A 21,342-nucleotide genomic window follows, 5' to 3' on the forward strand; every position below is an offset into this window, starting at 1 on the left:
AAGTTCAACCCGGCTGCGCGATCTTGGCGGCCGGGGTGGCGTCGGTGGCCGGGCCTTCACCGGGCAGGGGCAGTGCGTCGGGCGACTGGCCATAGGTTTCCGGCACGCTCTGCACGCTGATCACGAAGACCGCGTACATGCCGGCCGCCAGCCCGAACACGCCGACGAGGCCGAAGGCATCGAACAGGCGACCGGCGACGAGCGGCATCAACGCGCCCGCCGCGGTGCCCGTGGCCAGGATGAAGGCGGTGCCGAAAGCCCGCACGCGCGTCGGGTAGAGCTCCGGCGCGAAGATCCAGATGGTCGTGTTCAGCAGCAGCACGAAGAACTGGAACACCGCGCCCGCAACGAGGATCACGGCGATGCTCTTGGCCACGAAGCCGATCGTCAGGGCCGCCAGGCAGGCGCACACGGCGCCGGCCGTCAGCACGCGCTTGCGCGGAAAGTGAAAACCCAGCAGCGACGCCGCAATGGCGCCCAGCAGGCTGCCTCCCTGCATCACCATCGTGAACACCAGGCTCTTCGACATGCTGTAGCCCAGCGTGACGAGGATGGTCGGCATCAGCGTGAGCACCGAGATCTGCGCGCCGTAGGTCATCCAGATCGTGATGCACAGCGGGATGGTGCGCCGCGCCAGCGCACCGCGGAAGATCTCGGTGACGCGCACCTTGACCTTCGCGGGCTGTGCGTCCGCGCCGTCCTCGTTGATGTACTGCTGCTGCGGCACCTTCTTCGCCGAGAGCCGGCCCGACGCCAGCCGCGACAGCACCGCGTTGGTCTCCTTCACGCGGCCCTGCGAGAGCAGGAAGCGCGGCGTTTCCGGGATGTAGCGGCGATAGAACGCGCCGAGCAGCGCCGGCACCATGAGGCAGGCAAAGAGCCAGCGCCACGCGTTGTCGCCCGGGAACATCCAGAACACCAGCAGGCCGAAGCCCGGCGCGAGGAAGTTGCCGAGGCCGCCCGCTCCCACGTTCACCAGCCCCACAGCCGTGCCGCGGAACCTGGTCGAGCAGAACTCGGCCAGCATGGTCACCGCAATGGCAATCTCGCCGCCGAGTCCGAAGCCGACGATGGCGCGCCCGAGCGCCATTACCGTGAAGTTCGGCGCCATCGCGCAGACGCCCGCGCCGAGCGTGAACAGCAGCAGGTCGAGCGACAGCATCACGCGGCGTCCGTAGCGGTCGGCAATGAAGCCCGAGACGATCCGCCCGATCGCCGCACAGGTGAAGGTGACGGTGTTCAGCAGGCCGATGTCGGATGCGCTCAGGCCCCACTGCTGGCGCAGCATGGGCCCCACGATGCCGACGGCGTTCTGCTCGAAGCTGTCGAACAGGCAACCGATCAGGATCAGAAAGATGATCGTGTGATGCGAGCGCGTGACACCGATCTTGTCGAGCGCGCGGTCGAGCTCGGCAACCCGGGGCGAGTCAGGCCCGGAGGAAAGTGCAGGTCCAGCCATTGGAAACCCCTTGAGAAAGGAAGAAGTGCTTGCTCGGTGCTGTCCGGAATCGCCTTTCGCATGCTATCGGCGACCCCGTTGCAATGACATATCGATTTCACCTATATATGTTTCATGAAATCAAAATTTCAGTCACGGGCGAACATGAGCAAGCGCCATGCCCGAACTTTCGGAGAACTACAGGGGAAATTTCAGGCCTGGCGCACCGTGAACGTGCGGGTGCGCACCGTTGGCGTGCGGCTCAGAGCTCGTCGTTTTCCTCGTGGCCGAGCTCGATGGCTGCCAGCCGCTTGCGGCCGGCGGAGCCGGAGGCCTCGATCACCATGGTGGCGAGCAGATCGCACACGCCCATCACCGCGGTGTGGTTGTCCAGCAGCCCCGGGCCGCGGCAATCGCACTGCAGCGACCAGGTGGCACCGGCAAAGTCCGGCGACGCCCGGTCGCTGATGTAGACGATGCGCGCGCCGATGCGGCTCGCGGCCTCCAGCAGGGTGTCCATCTGCCGCGTCTGCCGGCGCGTGCCGAAGACGATCACACAGTCGCGCGTGCCCAGCCCGGCCAGGTGCTCGGCCAGCGTTTCTCCAGGCCCCGGAATGGCGGTGACGCGCGGGACCACCTGGATGATCTGCCAGCGCAGGTACTGCGCGAAGGCGTGGCTGCTGCGGCTGCCGAAGATCAGCACCTGGTTCGCGCCGATGATCGCCTTGACGATCTCTGCCATCTGCCGGTCGTCGAGCCGATCGAAGGTACTGGCCAGGTTGGCCTGCGACTGCTGGAAATGCGTGGCCACCAGGTGGCCGCGCTTGGAAGCCTCGGTGGCGTTCTGGAACAGCGGCGAGCCGGTCTGCTTTTCCTCACGGACCTGCCGCCGGGCCTCCTCGTAGTTCTCGTACCCGATGCGGCGGATGAAGCGGCTTACCGTCGAGGGCGACACGCCCGCAAGCTCCGCCAGTTCGTTACCGGCATAGCTCGCCAGCTCGCCCGGGAACTCCAGCACGAAGTCGGCAAGCTGGCGCTCCGTCGCGGACAGCTGGTCGAGCTGGCTGCGAACGCGGCGAACGAAGGAGTCTGCGGAAGGTGACATGGCGGTCTGGGCACGCGATGATGCCAGCTTCAACTGTTCGCGGATGCTAGAGCGCCCGCGACGAGCCCCGCACCACCAGCTCCCCGGGCAGCAGCAACTGCCGCGGCGCCGCATCCAGTCCCCGCAGCCGCTCGATCAGGCAGCTCGCGGCGGTGCGGCCGATGGCGTCGGTGGGCTGGGCCACGGTGCTCAGGCCGGGGCCGATGAGCGAGGCCCATTCCGGATCATCGAAGCCGACAAAGCCCAGGTCGGTGCCGAACTGCCAGCCCAGCCGCGCCATCGCCTGCGCAATGCGCAGCGTGACCACCGCATTGCCCGCGACCACGGCCGCGCGTCGGCCGCGTTTGGCGCGCTGGCGCAAGGCGCGCAGAGCCTCGTCGAGCGCATCGCTCTCGCCCTCGACCGATTCGAACACCTCGCCCGCCACGCGTGGCTCATGCGCGGCCACGCAAGCGCCGAACGCTGCCGTGCGTTCGCGCCGCGAGCTCACGTCCTTCTGCGGCTCCGTGACGTAGAGCAGATCGCGGTAGCCGCCTTCGACCAGGTGACCGCAGGTGGCCGTCATCGCGGCAGGGTTGTCGAGCGAGACGAAGTCCGTGTGCATGCCCGCGTGGCGGCGGTCGACCAGCACCGCCGGCTTGCCGTGCAGCGTGACCGCATCGACCACGTTGCTGCCCCGACCCAGCGTGTTGAGGATGAAGCCGTCGACCTGGTAGCCCGCCAGCGCATCGATGGCTTCGCGCTCGCGTTCGCTCTCGTTGCCGAGGTTGAACAGCATCACGAGATAGCCGGCGTCCTGGCAGGCCTTCTCGGCGCCGCGCAGCACCGCGACGGAATACGGGTTGGTGATGTCGGCCACGATCAGGCCGATGAGGCGCGAACGTCCATGGCTCAGGGCCTGCGCCATCGGGCTCGGCGAATAGGCCAGCGCGGCGATGGCGACTTCGACGCGCGCGGCGATGTCGGGGCTCAGCAGGCGCTCGCGGTGATTGAGGAAGCGCGAGACGGTGGCCTTGGAGACGCCGGCCGCCGCGGCGACATCGGCGATGGTGGCACGGCCGGTCGGCTTCATGGTCTTGCCCCTTCCCCTCTGGGGCTGAAGGCCGCGGCTCCAGTTCCGCCTGCGCGGAACTGGACGGCCTGAAGAGCGGCAGCCTCTGGCTGCCTGCACCGAGGTGGGGATGGGGGCAGGCAGAGCGCCCGGTGGATGCGCCGCTTGCCCCCACCCCTGCCCTCCCCCAGAGGGGGAGGGAGTAAAGCCCGGCTGAGCTCATGCGGCCGCCGTGTCGTACGGCGCCGTCGGCTTCTCCCCGGCCAGCACCTGCAGCAGATTGGTCGTCGCCAGCTCCGCCATCGCGTGCCGGGTCTCGTGCGTGGCCGAGCCGATGTGCGGCAGCGGCGTCACGCGCGGGTGGGTGCGCAGCGGCGACTCGGCCGGCAGCGGCTCCTTCGCGAACACGTCGAGGCCGGCGGCGCGCAGCGTGCCGTGATCGAGGGCGTGCAGCAGCGCGTCTTCGTTCACGGTGGCGCCTCGGCCGCCGTTGATGAAAGACGCACCGGGCTTCATGCGCGCGAAAAAGGCCGCGTCGATCATGCCGCGCGTCGCATCGGTCAGCGGCAGCATCGCGAGCACGATGTCGGCACGCGCGAGCAGATCGTCGAGCGGCGTGTGCGTGGCGCGGCCTTGCAGTTCGGGCGCCTGCGCAGCCAGGTCGACCGCACGGCGCGAGTGGTACAGCACCGGCATGCCAAAACCCAGTGCGGCGCGCCTTGCCACGGCCTGCCCGATACGGCCGAAGCCCAGGATGCCCAGCGTCTTGCCATGCACGTCGGTGCCGAAGAGCTCTTCGCCGATGTTCCTGGTCCAGCGGCCTTCGCGCACGAGGTTCGAGAGTTCGACCACGCGGCGCTGCGTGGCCATGAGGATCGCGAACACAGTGTCGGCCACCGTCTCGGTCAGCACGTCGGGCGTGTGGCACAGCACGATGCCGCGCTTGTGCAGTTCGGCCAGCGGGTAGTTGTCGACACCGACCGACACGCTCGAAATGACTTGCAGCTGCGGCGCCGCATCGAGCAGCGCGGCATCGACCGTATGGCTCGATCCGATCAACCCGTGCGCGGTGCGCAGCGCGACGGCGAATGCCTCGGGCTCCTTGCGCGGATCGGCCTCGGTGACGTGGTGCGCGGCCTGCAGGCGCGCCAGCTGATCTTCAGGCAGCGGCCGGAAGACGAGGATGTTTTTCTTCTCGGTCATGGTCATCAGAGCCCCGCTTCTTCGAGTTGCGCCCGCGTCGGCAGGCCTTCGGTATCGCCCAGCACCTGAACGGCGCGCGCGCCGATCCACGCGCCGCGGCGCACGGCGTCAGGCACGCTGCGGCCTTCGAGCAGCGCGCTCACCACGCCGGCCGCGAAGCCGTCGCCCGCGCCCACGGTGTCGATCACTTCCTTCACCGGGAAGCCGTCGACGCCGCCGGTGCCGGCCACGTCGCTGTCGTAGTAGGCGCCCTCGGCGCCGAGCTTGACGACCACCAGCTTCGCGCCGCGTTCGCGATAGAACTTCGCGACGTCCTCGGGCTTGTCGTGGCCCGTGAGCAGCAGACCCTCTTCGATGCCGGGCAGCACCCAGTCTGCGCGCGAGGCGAGTTCGTTGACCCAGTGGCGCATGGTCTCGGTGGACGACCACAGCGTCGGGCGCAGGTTGGTGTCGAAGGAGATGGTGCGGCCCGCGGCGCGCATCACGTCCATGGTCTTCAGCGCGGCCTGCAGGCTGGTGTCGGAGATGGCGGCGAAGACGCCCGTGGCGTGCAAATGGCGCGCCGAGCGCAGCCAGGCCTCGTCGACATCGGCCGGGCCCATCTGGCTCGCGGCCGAGCCCTTGCGGTGGTATTCGATCGGCGGGTCGCCGCCATCGGTGACGCGGCCCTTGAACTGGAAGCCGGTGCGCTGCGTCGCATCGGTGATCACGTGCGAGCAGTCGATGCCCTCGGCCCGCATCGCGGCCAGCAGCGCGCGGCCCATCGAGTCGGTGCCCAGGCGGCTGGCCCAGCCGACCTTGAGGCCCAGGCGCGAGAGCCCGATGGCCACGTTGGTCTCGGCGCCGGCGGTGCGCTTGTGGAACGACTGGGCGTCTTCCAGCGGACCGGGCCGGTCGGCCACGAGCAGCAGCATGGCTTCGCCGAACAGGGCGACGTCGAAGGCGGTGGGTTCTGTCATGTGTGTGTCTCCCGATCTACGCGCGCACGGCGCGGATGAAATCGATCTGCGCGCGGGTAACGGCCAGCAGGTCGTCGCCTGCAAGAGGGTATTCGATGGCGTGGGGCACGTCAGCCGGCAATGCACGCAGCACCGCGCGCCACGGCGCGGCCGAATCGCCCAGCGGCACCGCCACCCACTTGTGCGGCAGGCGCTGCACGCCCTTGCAATGCACGTAGCGCACGCGGTGGCCCAGCGCCTGCGCCGCCTGCAGCGGGCATTCGCCGAGCCAGTGCCAGTTGCCCATGTCGAAGGTCATGCCGAGCGGCACGCCGGCGCAGTCGGCCACCTCGAAGAAAGTCTGCAGCGCGGGCAGCGTGCCGGCGCGCGCGGTCTGGTCGTTCTCGATGAGCAGCTCGACGCGGGTTTCGGCCAGCTCCACCTTCAGGCCCCAGAGCGAGCCGTGCGACGAGGCCTGGAAGTCGCCGATGGACATCTTGAGCCGCTTGGCACCTATGCGCGTGGCCGCGGCGATGCCGCGCTTGAGCGCGGCGCTGTCGAGCCAGCCGCCCTGGGCCCACAGGCCCTCGGGGCTGGAGTACACGGAAGCGAGGCCCCTCAGCGCGGGCAGTTCGGCCTCGGCGTCGCGCAGCATCTCGCCGCGCACTTCCACCGAATCGGCGCCAGCCGCCAACGCCAGCTGCGAGCACCAGAGCTGGCCATGCCGCCCCACCTCGGCCGCACCGAAGGACGACAGAGAAATCAGAACGGAAAAGGACATTCAGTGCGCTTGGTGGGAGCTGAGGATCTGGCCGAGGAACTGGCGCGTGCGCTCGTCCTTGGGGTTGCCGAAGAACTCTTCCGGCGGCGCCTGCTCGACGATCTTTCCGTCGGCCATGAAGATCACGCGGTCGGCCACGCTGCGGGCAAAACCCATTTCGTGCGTCACGCAGAGCATGGTCATGCCGTCTTCGGCAAGGCCGATCATGGTGTCGAGCACTTCCTTGACCATCTCGGGGTCGAGCGCGGAAGTAGGCTCGTCGAACAACATGATCTTGGGCGCCATGCACAGCGCGCGGGCAATGGCCACGCGCTGCTGCTGGCCGCCGGAGAGCTGGCTAGGGTACTTGCCGGCCTGCTCGGGAATGCGTACGCGCGTGAGGTACTTCATGGCCACCTCTTCGGCCTGCGCCTTCGTCATGCCGCGCGAGCGCATCGGCGCCAGCGTGCAGTTCTCCAGGATGGTGAGGTGCGGGAACAGGTTGAACTGCTGGAACACCATGCCGACTTCGGCGCGCACGGCATCCACGTTCTTGCCACCGGCCGTGAGGTCGATGCCGTCGACCACGATGCGGCCCTTCTGCACCGTCTCGAGCCGGTTGATGCATCGGATGAGCGTGGACTTGCCCGAGCCCGAAGGCCCGCAGATCACGATGCGCTCGCCCTGGCGCACCGACAGGTCGATGCCGGTCAACACCTGGAATTCACCGTACCACTTGTTGACCGCTTCCATGCGGATGATCGATTCCGTCGTCATGCCAGGATTCCCTTCAAGCGCTTTCGCTTATTGCATCTTCGGCAGGTCAGCCTGCAGCCACTTTTGATAGAGCTTGTTCAGCTCGCCGTTCGCGGTGTTCTTCTGCACGAAGTCGTTCACGGCCTTGTGCAGCTCCTCCTGGCCCGGACGCATTGCGATGCCCATCGACTGCTGCACCAGCGTGAACTTGTTTTCGTAGGTTCCGGCAGGCACGCGCTTGGCGATCTGCGCCGCCACGGTCACCGAGCAGCCGATGGCATCGACCTGGCCCGAGATCAGCGCCTGCATGGCCGAGGCGTCGTCGTCGAAGCGGCGGATCTCGGTGCCTTCGGGTGCGGCCTTGGTCACGGCCACGTCCTGCGTCGAAGCACGGGCCACGCCCACGCGCAGGCCCTTCAGGTCGCCTGCCGCCTTGATGGGGGCCTTGGTCGCGCCATACAGCACGATGGTCGCGGCCGCGTAAGGCTGCGAGAACTGCACCTGCTTGGCACGCTCGGGCGTGATGGCCAGCGAGGCGACCAGCAGGTCGACCTTGTTGGTCAGCAGGAACGGGATGCGGTTGGGGCCCGTGACCGGCACGATGTTGGCCTTGACGCCCCAGTCCTTCGCAAGCAGCTTGGCCACGTCGGCGTCATAGCCGTCGGGCTGGTTCTTCGCATCGGTGGTGCCGTAGGGCGGGAAGTCGACCAGCATGCCGATGGTGATCTCGCCCTTCTTCTTGATGTCGGCCACGCTCTGCGCCGAGGCGAAAGACGTGAACACGGTGAGGGCGGCGCCGAGGCCCAGCGCGGCGAGCGCGGCACGGCGGGTGGTGGTACGGGTCATGGGTGTGTCTCCTGAATAAGAAAGGAAGCGACGAGAAAGAGAAAACGGAAAGGGTCAGCGGGCAAGCGCCCGGGCGCGGCGGCGCTCCATGCGCGCGGCCAGCAGCGACAGCGGCCAGCAGATCGCGAAGTAGATGGCCGCCACCACCGAGAACACGATGAGCGGCTGGAAGGTGGCGTTGTTGACGATCTGCCCGGCGCGCGTGACCTCGACAAAACCGATGATGGCCGCGAGCGACGTCCCCTTGATGATCTGCACCACGTAGCCCACCGTGGGCGCCAGCGCGATCTTGAAGGCCTGCGGCAGCACCACGTCGCGCATGCGGGACGTGTACTTGAGGCTCAGCGCCTCGGCGGCTTCCCACTGGCCGCGCGGAATGGCTTCGATGCAACCGCGCCAGATCTCGCCGAGGAAAGCAGCGCTGTTCAGGATGAGCGCGACACCGGCAGCCACCCACGGATTGATGTCCAGCCCCAGCACCGGCGCGCCGAAGAACACCAGGAACAGCTGCAGCAGCAGCGGCGTGCCCTGGAAGATCTGGATGAAAGTGGTCGACACGCCGCGCGCCCACGTCGACTGCGACGTGCGCATCAACGCGACGATGAGCCCCAGGATCGCGCCGCCCACGAAGGCGATGGCCGACAGCGCGAGCGTCCACTTGGCCGCTTCGAGGATGAAAAGGAATTCGGGAAAGCCGAAGGTGCGCATGGTGTTGTCTCCGTCCGTCGTTTCTTACCGGCGGTCCGGATAGTTGAGCGTGCGCCTGTAGATCAGCTTGAACATCGTCGAGAAGGCCAGCGCCAGCGCGAGGTAGATCGCAGCCACGACGATGTAGATCTCGAAGCTGCGGAAGGTCTGCGACTGCAGGTTGGCGGCCACCGAGGTCAGGTCGTCGGCCGAGATGACCGAGACCACCGCCGAACTCAGCATCAGCAGGATGAACTGACTCGTGAGCGCCGGGTAGATGGCCTTCAGCGCGGGCTTGATGATGACGAAGCGGAAGATTTCCCAGGGCTTGAGGTTGAGCGCCCTGCCCGCCTCGATCTGCCCCTTGGGGATCGACTCGATGCCCGCGCGAATGATCTCGGTCGCATACGCACCGAGATTCACCACCATGGCCACGAGCGCGGCCGTCTGCGGCGACCAGCGCAGCCCGATGGCCGGCAGCGCGAAGAAGAAAAAGAACAGCTGCACGAGGAATGGCGTGTTGCGGATCACCTCGATATAGGCATTCACGATGAAGCGCAGCCAGCCCGGCCCGGAGGTCTTGCCCCAGGCGCAGAAGATGGCGACCACGAGGCCGAGCACCGTGGCCACGAGCGAGAGCTGGACCGTGATCCACGTGCCCTTGAGCAGCAACGGCCAGGCGGCGAAGACGGCGTCGAATTGAAACTGGTAGTTCATGGAGGGGCGAACCCGGAAGGTGCGCGCGTGGCGCGTGCATGCCTCGAAAGCAATGCTCGCAGCTTATCTGAAACCGGTTTCACGATTGCCTAGGGATTCCCCTAGGTGGTCGTTTTGTCTCGCCTTCTGCCTACACTGAGCCATGCTGAACCCACCCGCGGCCACCATGCCCACAGAGGCAACTGCGCTCTCCACAGGCGTCCCCACCGTGCAGCACTTCCGCCAGGCCCTGCTCTGGCCCTTGCGGCTGATGCCTGCGCCGGACGCCGGGCACGCGCACCACCACGCGCCCTGGCATGTGCTGCGCGAGATGGGCGATGCCTCGCCATGGCGCGAAGAGGTCGACGAATACACCGGCGACAGCAGCCGCTTTCACGAGCGGCACTACAACGAGTTCGTGAGCTTCCTGCCGTACGTGCAGCGCTTTCTCTACGGCGAGGGCCGCTCGCGCAACGGCAGCAGCGGCGGCCCGGCCTCCGGCAACGACGGCGATTCACCGATGCGCGTCTTCCGCCGCCACGACATCGCATCGGTGCGCGTGGTGGCCCGCGCGGGCGACGCGCCCGTCACGCTCGACGTGGTGCATTGCGACCTCTACTTCTTCTTCGACATCGACGTGGTCATGGTGAACCTCGAGGTCGGGGCCGACCACCTGAGCCTCGCGCAGGCGCAGGACGTTCTCTACCGCTTCGGCCGCGCCTACCCTTCCGGCTGGGAGGCCGATGGTTCGGCGCTGCATTGCATGGCGAGCGTCGAATGGCTGGGCGCCGACGGCCGCGTCCTCGCAAGCTCCGACGCGCAGCAGCGCGAGAGCTTCCTCTCGCACGTGGCGCAGCACCGCGCGCCGCGCATCTCCTCGCACTGGGCTTACCTCATGCAGCCGCTAGTGAGCGACCATTCGGAAGACCCCGGCGTGCTGCGCTACCGGCAGATCGAGTACTACCGCATGCCGGTCATGGCCTATCTGTCGCTGGACGACCCGCGCCGCCTCACGCGCGACGACTTCGTGCGGCTCGCGCTGGTAACGGGTGCCGGCACCACCGACGCCCACCTGCCCTACGCCGACCACCATCTCGCCGACTTCGAGCACAAGTACTGCTACGACCGCTTCTGGGTCAACGCCGGCGCGGCGCCCAACACGCGCTACCTGTGCAACGGCCACGCCCTCATCGTGGTGGGCGATGCGCACTCCGAGTTCTTCTGCTGCCGCGACCGCGGCGTGCTCGCGCAGTTCAGGCACCAGCACTTCCTGCTGTTCCTCATCGCGCATTTCCAGAAGGCCTCGCTGCTGATGTTCTCCGACCAGCTGGTGGAGGCGCTCAAGCGGCTCGACATCCGCAGCACGCCGAGTGTGAAGCAGTTCAAGCGCGCGATCCGAGCGAGCTTCGAGCGCTTCCTGCGCTTCACGCACCGCTACTGGTTCCACGAGATCTCGGAACAGGCGCAGGTGCGCGCGCTGTCGCACATGTGCGCCACGCACCTCGGGCTCGACCCGCTCTACGACGAGGTCAAGGCGCGCATCGCCGACATGAATACGTATCTCGACGCCGACAGCCTGCGCCGACAGGCCAGCACCGTGGTGCGCCTCACAGTGGTCACGCTGTTCGGCCTGATCGGCACCATCACCACCGGCTTCCTCGGCATGAACCTGCTGGCCGAGGCCGACGCGCCGCTGTGGCGCAAGGCGCTGTGGTTCGGCGTGGTGTTCGTCCTTACGACCTGGCTCACGATCTACACGATGGTGAAGTCGCAGCGGCTGTCGGATTTCATCGACGCACTGTCGAACGACAAGCTGGGCTTCAAGGGGAAGATGGCCGCGCTGGCGCGGGTGTGGCGGCCCGGCGCCGACTGATCAGAACGCGATGCCGGTGCTGTCCACCGCGCGAATCGGCACCCCGAAGCTTGTGATGTCCGACAGCGTGGCGTTGTGGTGCGCACGGATCTGCGCGCCCGTCGCGTGCGGCTTGTCGTGCGAGGTGTGCGCGTCGGCCGCAAGCACCACGTGGTAGCCCAGCGCGGCGGCGCGGCGCACGGTGGTGTCGACGCAGAACTCCGACGAATAGCCGCAGACCACCACGCGCTTCACGCCATGCTCCGACAGCCAGGCTTCGAGTGGCGTGCGCAGGAAGGAGTCGGGCGTGGTCTTGCGGATGCGGACGTCGCGCGAATCGGTGTTCAGCGCGCCGGCGAGCTGCCAGCGCTCGGAATCGAATTCCAGGTCGACCGCGTTCTCGTGCTGGATGAAGGCCACAGGCACTCCGGCTGCACGGGCACGTTCGGTGAGCGCGTTGATGCGCTGCATCACTTGCCCGGCTTCATGGGGGCGCGGCGGATCGTCGCAAAGGCCACGTTGGACATCGATGACGAGGACGGCAGTGTTCATGCGCCCATCGTAGCGGCTCCCCTCAGTTCCAGGCACTCACTTCGAGCCGTACTTTCCCGCTGATGCCGGGCGCCGCCGGTGCGGCACCGAGGCTCGACAGCGGCACCATGAACTGCAGCTTGCCGCTGGCCAGCTGCTTCGGGCTCATCGGCAGCGAAGCCTGCCCCGCCGTGTCGGTCTGCCAGCCGTACTTGACGTTCCACTTCTGCGCCGGATCGCCGGGCGCGGGCGGCGCGATCTCGATGACCAGCGTGTCGCGGAACAGCGAGCTGCCTTCGTAGTGGCCGTCGAGCCAGAACTTGTTGTTGACCTGGTAGTCGGGCACGCGCACGCCCAGCGTCATGGCATAGGCCAGCGTCGGGCGGTCCTGCTTCACGCGGGCCCTGTTGGCGAGGAACACTGTGGAAAGATAGATCGACCGGCGATCCGCCCTGGCCGGGTCGGTCAGTTCCTTGTGCGTGCGGCAGGCGGGCGAATCTTCCTCGGCCACGCGCCGGCTCAGGTACCAGCGCTTGCCGCGCGGTGCGGCGAGCAGCTCGACCTGGTAGAGCGCATCGACGTCGGCGCCCTTGGGCAGGTCGGGCGGCAGCGTGACGCCTTCGACGTCGAACCACAGGTCGACCCGCACGTCGCCGAACAGGAAGCGCACGAGGTTCTGGTAGGCCTCTTCGGAGTTGACGATGCCGAAGAAGCCCGAGTGCGAACGGTAGGTGTAGGCGGTGGCCACCGGCTGCGTCTTGCCCGCCGCGTCGGAGGCCCAGAGCGAGGCGTTCTCGATGCGCACGAGCCCGTCGCTGCCGTGGCCCGCGAACATGCGCGACAGGCCCTTGGCGCTTTCGTAGTCGCCGCGGTTGGTACCGACCATGCAGAAGAAGCGCTCGGCCGGAAAGGCCGTGGCCGGCAGGTAGTCCATGCGGCCGTTGACCGCCGGCGTGGCCATGAACTCCGACATCTTCTCGCGGTTGAAGGTGTTCATCTCGGCCGCCGTGAGCCAGGCCGGCACGTTGATGCCGCCCATGTCGATGCCGTTGTGCGGCGTGGCATAGGTGAACACCTTGTCGACGCACGCACGCGCGGCCGCGTCGCCGAGCTCAGGGTTCTGCAGGAAGGCGCGCACCACCAGGCCGCCCATCGAATGCGCGACGAGGTAGCAGCGGAAATCCGCGGGCGAGGAGCCGGGCCCCTCGCGCAGCGCCACGAGGTCGCGCACGCGCAGGATCAACTGGCTCAGGCCTTGCGCGTACACCTTGATGTCCCTGGCCCGGCCGTCGCCGAGCAGCTCGGAGCCCGAGTCGTAGTAGCGATAGATGATGACCGAGGCCGAGGGAATGCCGTCGACGTCCCTGCCGTTCTCGTCGGGCGAGGGCTTCCAGTCGGGGTCGAGGATGTCCAGGCCGTTCTGGTAGACGCTCTGGTACTGGAAGTCGGCCAGCAGCCGCACCATGGGCGACTCGAAGACGAACTTCCGCGCCGGCGCCTCCTTCTTGACGGTGGCGCGATACACCGTGGAGCCGATGTTGAAACCGCAGAACGGATCGGCGGCGGTGTCGTCGCGCTCCGCTTCGGTCATGGCGTAGCCACGCACGTAGATGATGGGATAGCGATTGGTGCTCATGGATCTGCCGCCTCGTTCCTTGGGATCGATGAAGACTTTCAGTTTGCCCAGGCGTGAAGGGGGGCGCCATATCGCGCATGGCATAGGACTGTTCGTTGTTCGGGGCGTGCTCACGCCGACGGGGTACCTTGCTCCGCGAATGTCCTCCGGCCTTCGGCCTCCCCCTTTATTTCGCTGCGCAAGGCACCCCATCGGCGTGAGCGTTACGCGGAGCGGTTGTTGATCAGCGGTGCACCAGCAGCGTGCCCGCGTGCACAGGGCATCGGGTGCTCCCCGCAGCGAAATAAAGGAGGAGGCCGAAGGCCGGGGGACATTCGCGGAGGGGAGTACCCGGTGGCCTGTGCACGCACCCCGGACAAGCGCCCCAGATACCCCCGCTCCCCAAATGTTTCTACGGCTGAAACCATTGAAACGCGCATCGTCGCTAGTCTCGCGCCATCCGACAAACACAATCCAGAAGGCACTCCCATGGCTGACGATTCAGGTTCGCAGGGCTCCTACCTGCCTCAGCTGCTGCGCCGCGGCACCGCATTGGCGGCCGCCGGCTGCGCGTTCGTGGCGGGCTGCGGCGCCGCCGGCGGTGGCGAAACGCGCTACGACAACTCGCCGCAGTTCCGCGACGGCGGCTTCCACAACATGGCCAACCCCGACCTGCCGGCCCAGGCCAGCGCATGGCGCATCTGGTCGCGCTTCGTCGTGGGCAGCAAGGTCGACACCGTGCCGATCGATGCGATCCCCGTGCAGGCGCTGGACCGCAGCGCGCTCGATGCGCTCGACACCAAGGCCAACCACGTGGTGCGCCTAGGCCACTCGTCGCATCTGCTGAAGCTGCGCGGCAAGTACTGGCTGATCGACCCCGTGTTCAGCGACCGTGCATCGCCGGTGCAGTGGGCCGGACCGAAGCGCTTTCACCAGCCGCCGATCGCGCTCGAACAGCTGCCGCCGATCGAGGGCGTGATCCTTTCGCACGACCACTACGACCACCTCGACGTGGCGACCATCGAGTACCTCTCGAAGAGCGTGCGGCACTACTTCGTGCCGCTCGGCGTGCGCGCGCGGCTCGCCGTGATGGGCGTGCCAGCCGAGCGCGTGAGCGAGCTCGACTGGTGGCAAAGCGGCGAACACGACGGCGTGAAACTCACCGCCACGCCTGCGCAGCATTTCTCGGGCCGCACGCTGAGCGACCGCGACCGCACGCTATGGGCCTCGTGGGTGGTGCAGAGCGGCGAGCAGCGCCTGTTCTACAGCGGGGACTCGGGCTACTTCCCCGGCTTCAAGCAGATCGGCGAACGCTTCGGCGGCTTCGACATCGCGCTGATGGAAAACGGCGCCTACGACAGCATGTGGCCCGCCGTGCACATGACGCCCGAGCAAAGCGTGCAGGCCTTCGAGGACCTGCGCGGCAAGGTGTTCTTCTCGGTGCACAACAGCACCTTCGACCTCTCCTTCCACACCTGGCGCGACCCGCTGGACCGCATCGCGAACCTCGCGGAGGCAAAGAAGATCGAGCTGGCGACGCCGGTGATCGGGGAGGTGGTGACGGTGGGGCAGGCGCGCACGAATGTGCGCTGGTGGACCGGCCTGCGCTGATCGGCCCTGCCGCCCCGTTACCAGCCTACTCGCCGCGCTCCTTGCGCTCCCGCGCCCGGCGCACCTGCCGCGTCTCGTTCGCCTGCGAAGCGATGCGGTCCTTCTCGCGCTTCTTCGCCGCCCGCTTCTCGCGCATGCGCTTACCCAGCACATAGCTGCCGAACCCGGTGACCACGGCAATGAAGAGCCCGATGACGCTGATGTCGATGCCGCCCATCACTGCACCCGCACGATGCTCGACGGCTTGAAGCCGAGGTCGGCCGCCTTGCCCTTGCGCGCACGGCTGCCGCGGGCGTTGTTGAGCGTGCGGATTTCCAGCGTTTCATCGCGCTCCTTGCCGCCGCGGCCGATGCCCTCGATCTTCACGCTTCGCGTGTAGGCCGCGGCGCCGGCCAGGGTGTCCTTGGCCTCGAGGTCGATCAGCGTGAGGCCGCGCCCGCCCTTCGGCAGGCTCTTGAGCTCGGTGATGTCGAAGGTCAGGATGCGGCCGCCGGTCGAGGCGCAGGCCACGTGCGTGGCGGCCGGCATCGGCTCGGCGCCGCTCGCGCCGCCCACCAGCGACGGACGGCACAGCTGCTCGCCCTCGCCCACGTCGATGAAGGCCTTGCCGCCGCGCTGGCGCGACATCATGTTCTCGACCGTGGCGATGAAGCCGTAGCCACCGGTGTTGGCAAGCAGCACGCTGGCGCCGACGGGGCCGGCGAAGAAATGCGTGACGTGCGTGCCGGCATCGAGCTCGATGAGCGTGGTGACCGGCTGGCCGTCGCCGCGCGCACCGGGCAGCGAGGACACGGGCACGGTGTAGACGCGCACGCTCTTGTCCTTGGCACTGCCGAAGACCAGCAGCGTGTCGACGCTGCGGCATTCGAAGGCGCCGTAGAGCGCGTCGCCGGACTTGAAGCTGTATTCGGGCGCTGCGCCCTTCTCTCCGTTCGCACCGTTGCCCGCGGCCTTCTCGCTCGCCCAGCCCTTCTGCGCGCGAACCCAGCCCTTCTGCGACACGATGACGGTGACGGGCTCATCGACCACCTTCACCTCGGCCACGGCGCGCTTCTCGGCCTGGATGAGCGTGCGGCGCGCGTCCTCGAAGGTCTTGGCGTCGGCCTCGATTTCCTTCACGAGCAGGCGGCGCAATGCGGTCGGGCTGCCGAGAATGTCTTCGAGCTTCTTCTGCTCGTCGCGCAGGCCCGAGAGCTCCTGCTCGATCTTGATGGCTTCGAGCCGCGCAAGTTGGCGCAGGCGAATTTCAAGGATGTCCTCGGCCTGCCGTTCGCTGAGGTTGAAACGCGCAATGAGCGCCGCCTTCGGATCTTCCGCCGCGCGGATGATCGCGATCACCTCGTCGATGTTCAGCAGCACCAGCTGCCGACCTTCGAGGATGTGGATGCGTTCCAGCACCTTGTTGAGCCGGTGCCGCGAGCGCTTCTCGACGGTGACCTCGCGGAACGCGATCCACTCGTTGAGCATCTGGCGCAGCGACTTCTGCGTGGGCTTGCCGTCGATGCCGACCATCGTCAGGTTGATCGGCGACGAGGTCTCGAGCGAGGTCTGCGCGAGCAGCGTGGTGATGAACTCGTCCTGGCTGATGCGCGAGGTCTTGGGCTCGAACACGAGGCGCACGGCCGCGTCCTTGCTGGACTCGTCGCGCACCACGTCGAGCACCGACAGCATCGCCGCCTTCAGCTGCGTCTGGTCGGCGCTCAGCGCCTTCTTGCCGGTCTTGACCTTCGGGTTGGTGATTTCCTCGATCTCTTCGAGCACCTTCTGCGTGCTGACGCCCGGCGGCAGTTCGTTGACCACCAACTGCCATTGACCGCGCGCAAGGTCTTCGATCTTCCAGCGCGCGCGCACCTTGAGCGAGCCGCGGCCGGTGCGGTAGGCATCGGCGATGTCGCTCGCGCTGCTGATGATCTGCGCGCCGCCCGGGTAGTCGGGGCCGGGCACGATGGCAAAGAGTTCTTCCTCGCTGAGCTTGCCGTTCGACTTGATCAGCGCCACGCAGGCGTCGGCAATCTCGCGCAGGTTGTGGCTCGGGATCTCGGTGGCGAGGCCGACCGCGATGCCGCTGGCGCCATTGAGCAGCGTGAACGGTAGCCGCGCGGGCAGCAGGCGCGGCTCTTCGGTGCTGCCGTCGTAGTTGGGAATGAAGTCGACCGTGCCTTCATCGATCTCGTCGAGCAGCAGGCTGGTGATGCGCGCCAGGCGCGCTTCGGTGTAGCGCATGGCCGCGGCGCCGTCGCCGTCGCGGCTGCCGAAGTTGCCCTGGCCATCGACCAGCGGATAGCGCTGCGAAAAATCTTGCGCCATACGCACCAGCGCGTCGTACGCGGCCTGGTCGCTGTGCGGATGGAAGCGGCCGAGCACGTCGCCGACCACGCGCGCGCTCTTCACGGGCTTGGCACCCACGGTGCCGTTGGTGCCGCCGAAGCCCAGGCCCATGCGCGACATCGAGTACAGGATCCGGCGCTGCACCGGCTTCTGCCCGTCGGACACATCGGGCAGCGCGCGGCCCTTGACCACGCTGAGCGCGTATTCGAGGTAGGCGGTCTGGGCGTAGTCGGCAAGGGTCAGGGTCGTGTCGCCGTCGGTGGGACCGTGGAGATCGAGCGGAGGTTGGGAGTCGTCCATGAATGAGAGGGAAAGAAAAACAGTTTGTGGTCGCGAGGACGGAGCTTCGACGGTACTTGGCAGTCCCCGGAAGTCAGGACAGCGGGGACGGCGGCGCGGTGGCGCCCGGCTCGGCCGCGCCGGTCGGCACGTCGGGCTGTTCGGGCATCGCCGGCGCGCTGCGCGGCGATTCGGAGGGCATGTTGCCGCGGCCGATCGCGCCGCCCTTGGGCACCGCCATTTCCATGCGGATGCGCCCCGGCATCCTGCCGCCGCCACTGCCACCCCGAAGATTGCCGCCCACCGTCACTGCCGAAGGCTTCAGGTACGCATACAGCTGCAGCACGGTCTGCACATAGTTCTGCGTTTCCTTGTAGTTCGGGATCTTGTTGCCCGCACGCTGCACCGCCCCCTCACCTGCGTTGTAGGCAGCCAGCGCCAGTTCGATCTGACCCGGGAACATCGCGATCAGGTCGCGCAGGTAGCGTGAGCCGGCAGCGATGTTGATGCGCGGGTCGAACAGCTTCTTCTCGATGGTCGCGCGCTTGTCGGCCGACACGCCATAGCGCTGAGCCGTCGCGGGCATCAACTGCATGAGGCCCATGGCGCCCTTGGGCGAGACGGCCTGCGCGTCGAAGCCCGACTCGGTCGCGACCAGGGCCTGGAGCAGTTCGTAGTCGATGTCGTGCTTGTTCGATGCGTCGCGCAGCGCGGACTTGGCGGTCTTGTAGCCGGGCGAGGCCTCGAACATGGCCAACAGCGACTGCGACGCGGCCGGCACCTTGCCATCGAGCTTGCGAGCGCTGCGGCCCAGCGGAGAAAGGCCCTGCGCCGTGTCGAAGCTCTGGCCGCCACGGAAAAAGACCTGGTAGCGCTCGTCGACTTTCTCGGCAGCGAAATGCGCGACGCCCTTGCTGTCGACGTAGCCGTAGATGTCAGCGGCGTGCGCCGCCTCCTGCTGCATGCACAGCAGGAAGGCCGAAAGCAACAACGAACGCTTGAAAGCTGGCATGCGTGGTGGAGAAATCAGACGTCGATGTCGACATCGTCGGCCCGCAACTCCATGAGTTCGCGCCGCGCTGCCGCTTCGCCCTTGCCCATGAGCTTGGTGATCTCGCCCTGGGTGGCCGTGAAGTCGAACCGCCCCAATTGGACCTGCATCAGGCGCCGGGTGTCTGGATTGAGCGTGGTTTCCCACAATTGTTCCGCGCTCATTTCGCCCAGGCCCTTGAAGCGGCTGATGCTCCAGGCGCCTTCGCGAACGCCGTCTTTACGCAATTTGTCGAGCGTGGCGGTCAGTTCGCCCTCGTCCAGCGCATAGACCTTGGAGGCCGGCTTCTTGCCGCGCGCAGGTGCGTCGACCCGAAACAATGGCGGCTTCGCGACATATACGTGGCCGGCTTCGATCAATTTCGGGAAGTGCCGGAAGAACAAGGTGAGCAACAGCACCTGGATGTGCGAGCCGTCCACGTCGGCATCGCTCAGGATGCAGATCTTGCCGTAGCGCAGGCCGCTCATGTCGGGCGAGTCGGCGGGACCGTGCGGGTCGACGCCCACGGCCACCGAGATGTCGTGGATTTCGGTGTTGGCGAAGAGCCGGTCGCGCTCGACTTCCCAGGTATTGAGCACCTTGCCGCGCAGGGGCAGGATCGCCTGGCTTTCCTTGTCGCGGCCCATCTTGGCGCTGCCGCCGGCGGAGTCGCCCTCGACCAGGAAGACTTCGTTGTGGCTGATGTCCTTGCTTTCGCAGTCGGTCAGCTTGCCGGGCAGCACGGCCACGCCGGAGCCCTTGCGCTTCTCGACCTTCTGGCCGGCGCGCTGGCGCGTCTGCGCGGCCTTGATGGCCAGTTCGGCGAGCTTGCGGCCATAGTCGACGTGCTGGTTGAGCCACAGTTCGAGCGCGGGGCGCACGAAGCTCGATACCAAGCGCACGGCGTCGCGCGAGTTCAGGCGCTCCTTGATCTGCCCCTGGAACTGCGGGTCGAGCACCTTGGCGCTGAGCACGTACGAGGCGCGCGCGAACACGTCCTCGGGCAGCAGCTTCACGCCCTTGGGCAGCAGCGAGTGCAGCTCGATGAAGCCCTTGACCGCGGTGAAGAGGCCGTCGCGCAGGCCGCTTTCGTGCGTGCCGCCGGCGCTGGTGGGAATCAGGTTGACATAGCTCTCGCGCACCGGCTGGCCGTCTTCCGTGAAGGCCACGCACCAGTCGGCGCCCTCGCCTTCGGCGAAGTTGTCGGCGTTCTTGTCAGCGTGGCCGCTGCCTTCGAACAGCGGAATGACGGGGTCGCCGTTGAGCGTCTGCATGAGGTAGTCGCTCAGGCCGCCCTTGTAGAGCCACTGCTGGGTTTCCTTGGTCTTCTCATTGACGAGCGTGACGCTCACACCGGGCATCAGCACGGCCTTGCTGCGCAGCAGGTGCGTGAGTTCGCCCATGGGCAGCATCGCGGTCTCGAAATACTTGGCGTCGGGCCAGGCGCGCACGGTGGTGCCCTGGCGGCGCTCGCCGGCTTCGAGCTTGCGGATTTCGAGCGCCTCGATCACGTCGCCGGCGCTGAAGGCCAGCTTGGCGACGGAGCCTTCGCGGTGCGAGGTGACTTCGAGCCGCTTCGACAGCGCATTGGTCACCGACACGCCCACGCCGTGCAGGCCGCCCGAGAAGCTGTAGGCACCGCCCGAGCCCTTGTCGAACTTGCCGCCCGCGTGCAGCCGGGTGTACACGAGCTCGATCACGGGCGCCTTTTCTTCGGGGTGCAGGCCGAACGGAATGCCCCGGCCGTCGTCTTCGATGCTGGCCGAGCCGTCGGCATGCAGCGTGACCTTGATCTTCTTGCCGTAGCCCGCCAGCGCCTCGTCGGCGGCGTTGTCGAGCACTTCCTGGATGATGTGCAGCGGGTTGTCGGTCCGGGTGTACATGCCCGGGCGCTGCTTCACGGGCTCGAGGCCCTTGAGCACGCGGATGGAGCCTTCCGAGTAGCCGGACGATGCGGACGCTGAACTGGGGGGAGTCTTGAGGGGAGTCGCCATGGGGGCGGATTGTAGTCAGTCGCCACCAAATGACTGGATACCCATACAGGAACCTTCAGCCGGAAGCCGAAAGTTTGCACGATGACCGGACTTACTTGGTAATGATGGCCTGGCCGGTATAGGACAGCGAGGCGAGTTCGGGCCTGGCCTTTTCGGACGGCTCGAGGTCGAGAACGATGCTGCCGATCACCAGGCCGAACGATGGCGACATGCGCACGTATTTGGTTTCGCCGGCTTCCAGGGGTATGCCGAGCGTCTTCCTGGGGTCGGTCGTGGTCGCGGCCAGGTAGGTGCCGGCCGGACGGTCCACGTAGAAGAAACCACCGGACTTCGATGCGCCCACCACCACCTTGTTGAGGCGGATGAGGGGCTGCAGTGCCGAGCCGTAGGGTGTCGCGGCGCGGAAGAAGTAGATGCGGCCCTCGCCTGATTTCACGGCGGGAATGGTGCCGGCCATGTCCTGGTGCGTGACGCCCGTGCTGGCGCAGCCTGCGGTGAGGATCGTCAGCACCGCGAGCGCGGCGAACTTCAGGGCGGTTCTTCTCATTGTCTGGATTCCTTGTGGGGCAGTGCGCTGAAAGACAAATGTAACAAATCACACACAAGGGTTTGCGAGGCCCTC

The 21,342-nt window shown here is 67.1% G+C and carries 19 protein-coding genes; 2 read left to right on the forward strand and 17 right to left on the reverse strand.

Translation table 11 applies throughout. The annotated features are described in order from the left end of the window. Positions 1-4: 4 nt before the first annotated feature. From ACEOAB_RS18315 to ACEOAB_RS18360, 10 genes are all read right to left on the reverse strand, one after another. Positions 5-1,459: an MFS transporter gene (locus tag ACEOAB_RS18315; protein WP_413750405.1), complete on the reverse strand. Its 1,455-nt coding sequence runs from the start codon at positions 1,457-1,459 to the stop codon at positions 5-7. Positions 1,460-1,700: 241 nt separating this feature from the next. Next, entirely contained in the window at positions 1,701-2,543 is an 843-nt protein-coding gene (locus ACEOAB_RS18320; RefSeq protein WP_413750406.1) for a MurR/RpiR family transcriptional regulator, read from the reverse strand. A gap of 46 nt (positions 2,544-2,589) precedes the next feature. Beyond that, complete coding sequence (locus ACEOAB_RS18325; RefSeq protein ID WP_056591058.1) at positions 2,590-3,615, reverse strand: LacI family DNA-binding transcriptional regulator; 1,026 nt, start codon at positions 3,613-3,615, stop codon at positions 2,590-2,592. Between the two features lie 198 nt (positions 3,616-3,813). Next, positions 3,814-4,803 carry a 2-hydroxyacid dehydrogenase gene (locus ACEOAB_RS18330; protein WP_413750233.1) on the reverse strand — a complete coding sequence of 330 codons (990 nt, stop codon included), beginning with the start codon at positions 4,801-4,803 and terminating at the stop codon, positions 3,814-3,816. Further along, a complete protein-coding gene (locus tag ACEOAB_RS18335) occupies positions 4,803-5,756 on the reverse strand; it encodes a sugar kinase (protein WP_495653032.1) in 954 nt (317 codons plus the stop codon). Before ACEOAB_RS18335 ends, ACEOAB_RS18330 begins: the two co-directional genes overlap by 1 nt. Before the next feature lie 16 nt (positions 5,757-5,772). Further along, the gene (locus tag ACEOAB_RS18340) at positions 5,773-6,516 is read right to left on the reverse strand and encodes a sugar phosphate isomerase/epimerase family protein (protein ID WP_495653033.1); all 744 of its coding nucleotides are present in this window, start codon (positions 6,514-6,516) and stop codon (positions 5,773-5,775) included. Then, positions 6,517-7,272: an amino acid ABC transporter ATP-binding protein gene (locus ACEOAB_RS18345; RefSeq protein ID WP_007838571.1), complete on the reverse strand. Its 756-nt coding sequence runs from the start codon at positions 7,270-7,272 to the stop codon at positions 6,517-6,519. It abuts the gene before it with no gap. A 27-nt stretch (positions 7,273-7,299) separates the two neighbouring features. Beyond that, positions 7,300-8,097 (reverse strand): transporter substrate-binding domain-containing protein, encoded by a 798-nt coding sequence (locus ACEOAB_RS18350; protein WP_413750235.1) that lies wholly within the window; start codon positions 8,095-8,097, stop codon positions 7,300-7,302. A 54-nt stretch (positions 8,098-8,151) separates the two neighbouring features. Further along, positions 8,152-8,805, reverse strand: coding sequence for an amino acid ABC transporter permease (locus ACEOAB_RS18355; RefSeq protein WP_056591074.1), 654 nt, complete (start codon positions 8,803-8,805; stop codon positions 8,152-8,154). A 24-nt stretch (positions 8,806-8,829) separates the two neighbouring features. Continuing rightward, on the reverse strand, positions 8,830-9,501 hold the full coding sequence (locus ACEOAB_RS18360; RefSeq protein WP_007835644.1) for an amino acid ABC transporter permease: 672 nt from the start codon (positions 9,499-9,501) through the stop codon (positions 8,830-8,832). A 142-nt stretch (positions 9,502-9,643) separates the two neighbouring features. Between ACEOAB_RS18360 and ACEOAB_RS18365 the strand changes: the two genes are divergently transcribed. Further along, positions 9,644-11,353 (forward strand): hypothetical protein, encoded by a 1,710-nt coding sequence (locus tag ACEOAB_RS18365; protein ID WP_413750236.1) that lies wholly within the window; start codon positions 9,644-9,646, stop codon positions 11,351-11,353. Here ACEOAB_RS18365 and ACEOAB_RS18370 read toward each other — a convergent pair whose 3' ends face one another. Then, positions 11,354-11,884, reverse strand: coding sequence for a cysteine hydrolase family protein (locus ACEOAB_RS18370; RefSeq protein ID WP_413750237.1), 531 nt, complete (start codon positions 11,882-11,884; stop codon positions 11,354-11,356). Between the two features lie 22 nt (positions 11,885-11,906). Beyond that, entirely contained in the window at positions 11,907-13,499 is a 1,593-nt protein-coding gene (locus ACEOAB_RS18375) for an esterase/lipase family protein (protein ID WP_413750238.1), read from the reverse strand. 468 nt (positions 13,500-13,967) lie between these two features. Here ACEOAB_RS18375 and ACEOAB_RS18380 point away from each other — a divergent pair, with 468 nt between their 5' ends. Further along, positions 13,968-15,089 carry an MBL fold metallo-hydrolase gene (locus tag ACEOAB_RS18380; RefSeq protein ID WP_413751377.1) on the forward strand — a complete coding sequence of 374 codons (1,122 nt, stop codon included), beginning with the start codon at positions 13,968-13,970 and terminating at the stop codon, positions 15,087-15,089. A 25-nt stretch (positions 15,090-15,114) separates the two neighbouring features. Here ACEOAB_RS18380 and ACEOAB_RS18385 read toward each other — a convergent pair whose 3' ends face one another. The 5 genes from ACEOAB_RS18385 to ACEOAB_RS18405 all read right to left on the reverse strand — a co-directional run bounded on the left by ACEOAB_RS18385 (position 15,115) and on the right by ACEOAB_RS18405 (position 21,267). Continuing rightward, the gene (locus tag ACEOAB_RS18385) at positions 15,115-15,306 is read right to left on the reverse strand and encodes a hypothetical protein (RefSeq protein ID WP_413751378.1); all 192 of its coding nucleotides are present in this window, start codon (positions 15,304-15,306) and stop codon (positions 15,115-15,117) included. Next, on the reverse strand, positions 15,306-17,717 hold the full coding sequence (parC, locus tag ACEOAB_RS18390) for a DNA topoisomerase IV subunit A (protein ID WP_495653034.1): 2,412 nt from the start codon (positions 17,715-17,717) through the stop codon (positions 15,306-15,308). Before parC ends, ACEOAB_RS18385 begins: the two co-directional genes overlap by 1 nt. Positions 17,718-17,790: 73 nt before the next feature. Continuing rightward, a complete protein-coding gene (locus ACEOAB_RS18395) occupies positions 17,791-18,708 on the reverse strand; it encodes a lytic transglycosylase domain-containing protein (protein ID WP_413748455.1) in 918 nt (305 codons plus the stop codon). Between the two features lie 14 nt (positions 18,709-18,722). After that, a complete protein-coding gene (locus tag ACEOAB_RS18400; RefSeq protein ID WP_413748456.1) occupies positions 18,723-20,720 on the reverse strand; it encodes a DNA topoisomerase IV subunit B in 1,998 nt (665 codons plus the stop codon). 91 nt (positions 20,721-20,811) lie between these two features. Next, entirely contained in the window at positions 20,812-21,267 is a 456-nt protein-coding gene (locus tag ACEOAB_RS18405) for a DUF2846 domain-containing protein (RefSeq protein WP_413748457.1), read from the reverse strand. Positions 21,268-21,342: the final 75 nt, after the last annotated feature.

This window comes from Variovorax sp. Varisp53, from assembly GCF_059491555.1.

What these genes read in the sequence shown, in the direction of transcription:
- ACEOAB_RS18345 (WP_007838571.1), bottom strand. Translation starts at nt 7,272, where the DNA reads ATGACGACGGAATCGATCATCCGCATGGAAGCGGTCAACAAGTGGTAC.
- ACEOAB_RS18360 (WP_007835644.1), bottom strand. Translation starts at nt 9,501, where the DNA reads ATGAACTACCAGTTTCAATTCGACGCCGTCTTCGCCGCCTGGCCGTTG.
- ACEOAB_RS18355 (WP_056591074.1), bottom strand. Translation starts at nt 8,805, where the DNA reads ATGCGCACCTTCGGCTTTCCCGAATTCCTTTTCATCCTCGAAGCGGCC.
- ACEOAB_RS18340 (WP_495653033.1), bottom strand. Translation starts at nt 6,516, where the DNA reads ATGTCCTTTTCCGTTCTGATTTCTCTGTCGTCCTTCGGTGCGGCCGAG.
- ACEOAB_RS18365 (WP_413750236.1), top strand. Translation starts at nt 9,644, where the DNA reads ATGCTGAACCCACCCGCGGCCACCATGCCCACAGAGGCAACTGCGCTC.
- ACEOAB_RS18315 (WP_413750405.1), bottom strand. Translation starts at nt 1,459, where the DNA reads ATGGCTGGACCTGCACTTTCCTCCGGGCCTGACTCGCCCCGGGTTGCC.
- ACEOAB_RS18385 (WP_413751378.1), bottom strand. Translation starts at nt 15,306, where the DNA reads ATGGGCGGCATCGACATCAGCGTCATCGGGCTCTTCATTGCCGTGGTC.
- ACEOAB_RS18325 (WP_056591058.1), bottom strand. Translation starts at nt 3,615, where the DNA reads ATGAAGCCGACCGGCCGTGCCACCATCGCCGATGTCGCCGCGGCGGCC.
- ACEOAB_RS18335 (WP_495653032.1), bottom strand. Translation starts at nt 5,756, where the DNA reads ATGACAGAACCCACCGCCTTCGACGTCGCCCTGTTCGGCGAAGCCATG.
- ACEOAB_RS18405 (WP_413748457.1), bottom strand. Translation starts at nt 21,267, where the DNA reads ATGAGAAGAACCGCCCTGAAGTTCGCCGCGCTCGCGGTGCTGACGATC.
- ACEOAB_RS18350 (WP_413750235.1), bottom strand. Translation starts at nt 8,097, where the DNA reads ATGACCCGTACCACCACCCGCCGTGCCGCGCTCGCCGCGCTGGGCCTC.
- ACEOAB_RS18370 (WP_413750237.1), bottom strand. Translation starts at nt 11,884, where the DNA reads ATGAACACTGCCGTCCTCGTCATCGATGTCCAACGTGGCCTTTGCGAC.
- ACEOAB_RS18380 (WP_413751377.1), top strand. Translation starts at nt 13,968, where the DNA reads ATGGCTGACGATTCAGGTTCGCAGGGCTCCTACCTGCCTCAGCTGCTG.
- ACEOAB_RS18395 (WP_413748455.1), bottom strand. Translation starts at nt 18,708, where the DNA reads ATGCCAGCTTTCAAGCGTTCGTTGTTGCTTTCGGCCTTCCTGCTGTGC.
- parC (WP_495653034.1), bottom strand. Translation starts at nt 17,717, where the DNA reads ATGGACGACTCCCAACCTCCGCTCGATCTCCACGGTCCCACCGACGGC.
- ACEOAB_RS18375 (WP_413750238.1), bottom strand. Translation starts at nt 13,499, where the DNA reads ATGAGCACCAATCGCTATCCCATCATCTACGTGCGTGGCTACGCCATG.
- ACEOAB_RS18400 (WP_413748456.1), bottom strand. Translation starts at nt 20,720, where the DNA reads ATGGCGACTCCCCTCAAGACTCCCCCCAGTTCAGCGTCCGCATCGTCC.
- ACEOAB_RS18320 (WP_413750406.1), bottom strand. Translation starts at nt 2,543, where the DNA reads ATGTCACCTTCCGCAGACTCCTTCGTTCGCCGCGTTCGCAGCCAGCTC.
- ACEOAB_RS18330 (WP_413750233.1), bottom strand. Translation starts at nt 4,803, where the DNA reads ATGACCATGACCGAGAAGAAAAACATCCTCGTCTTCCGGCCGCTGCCT.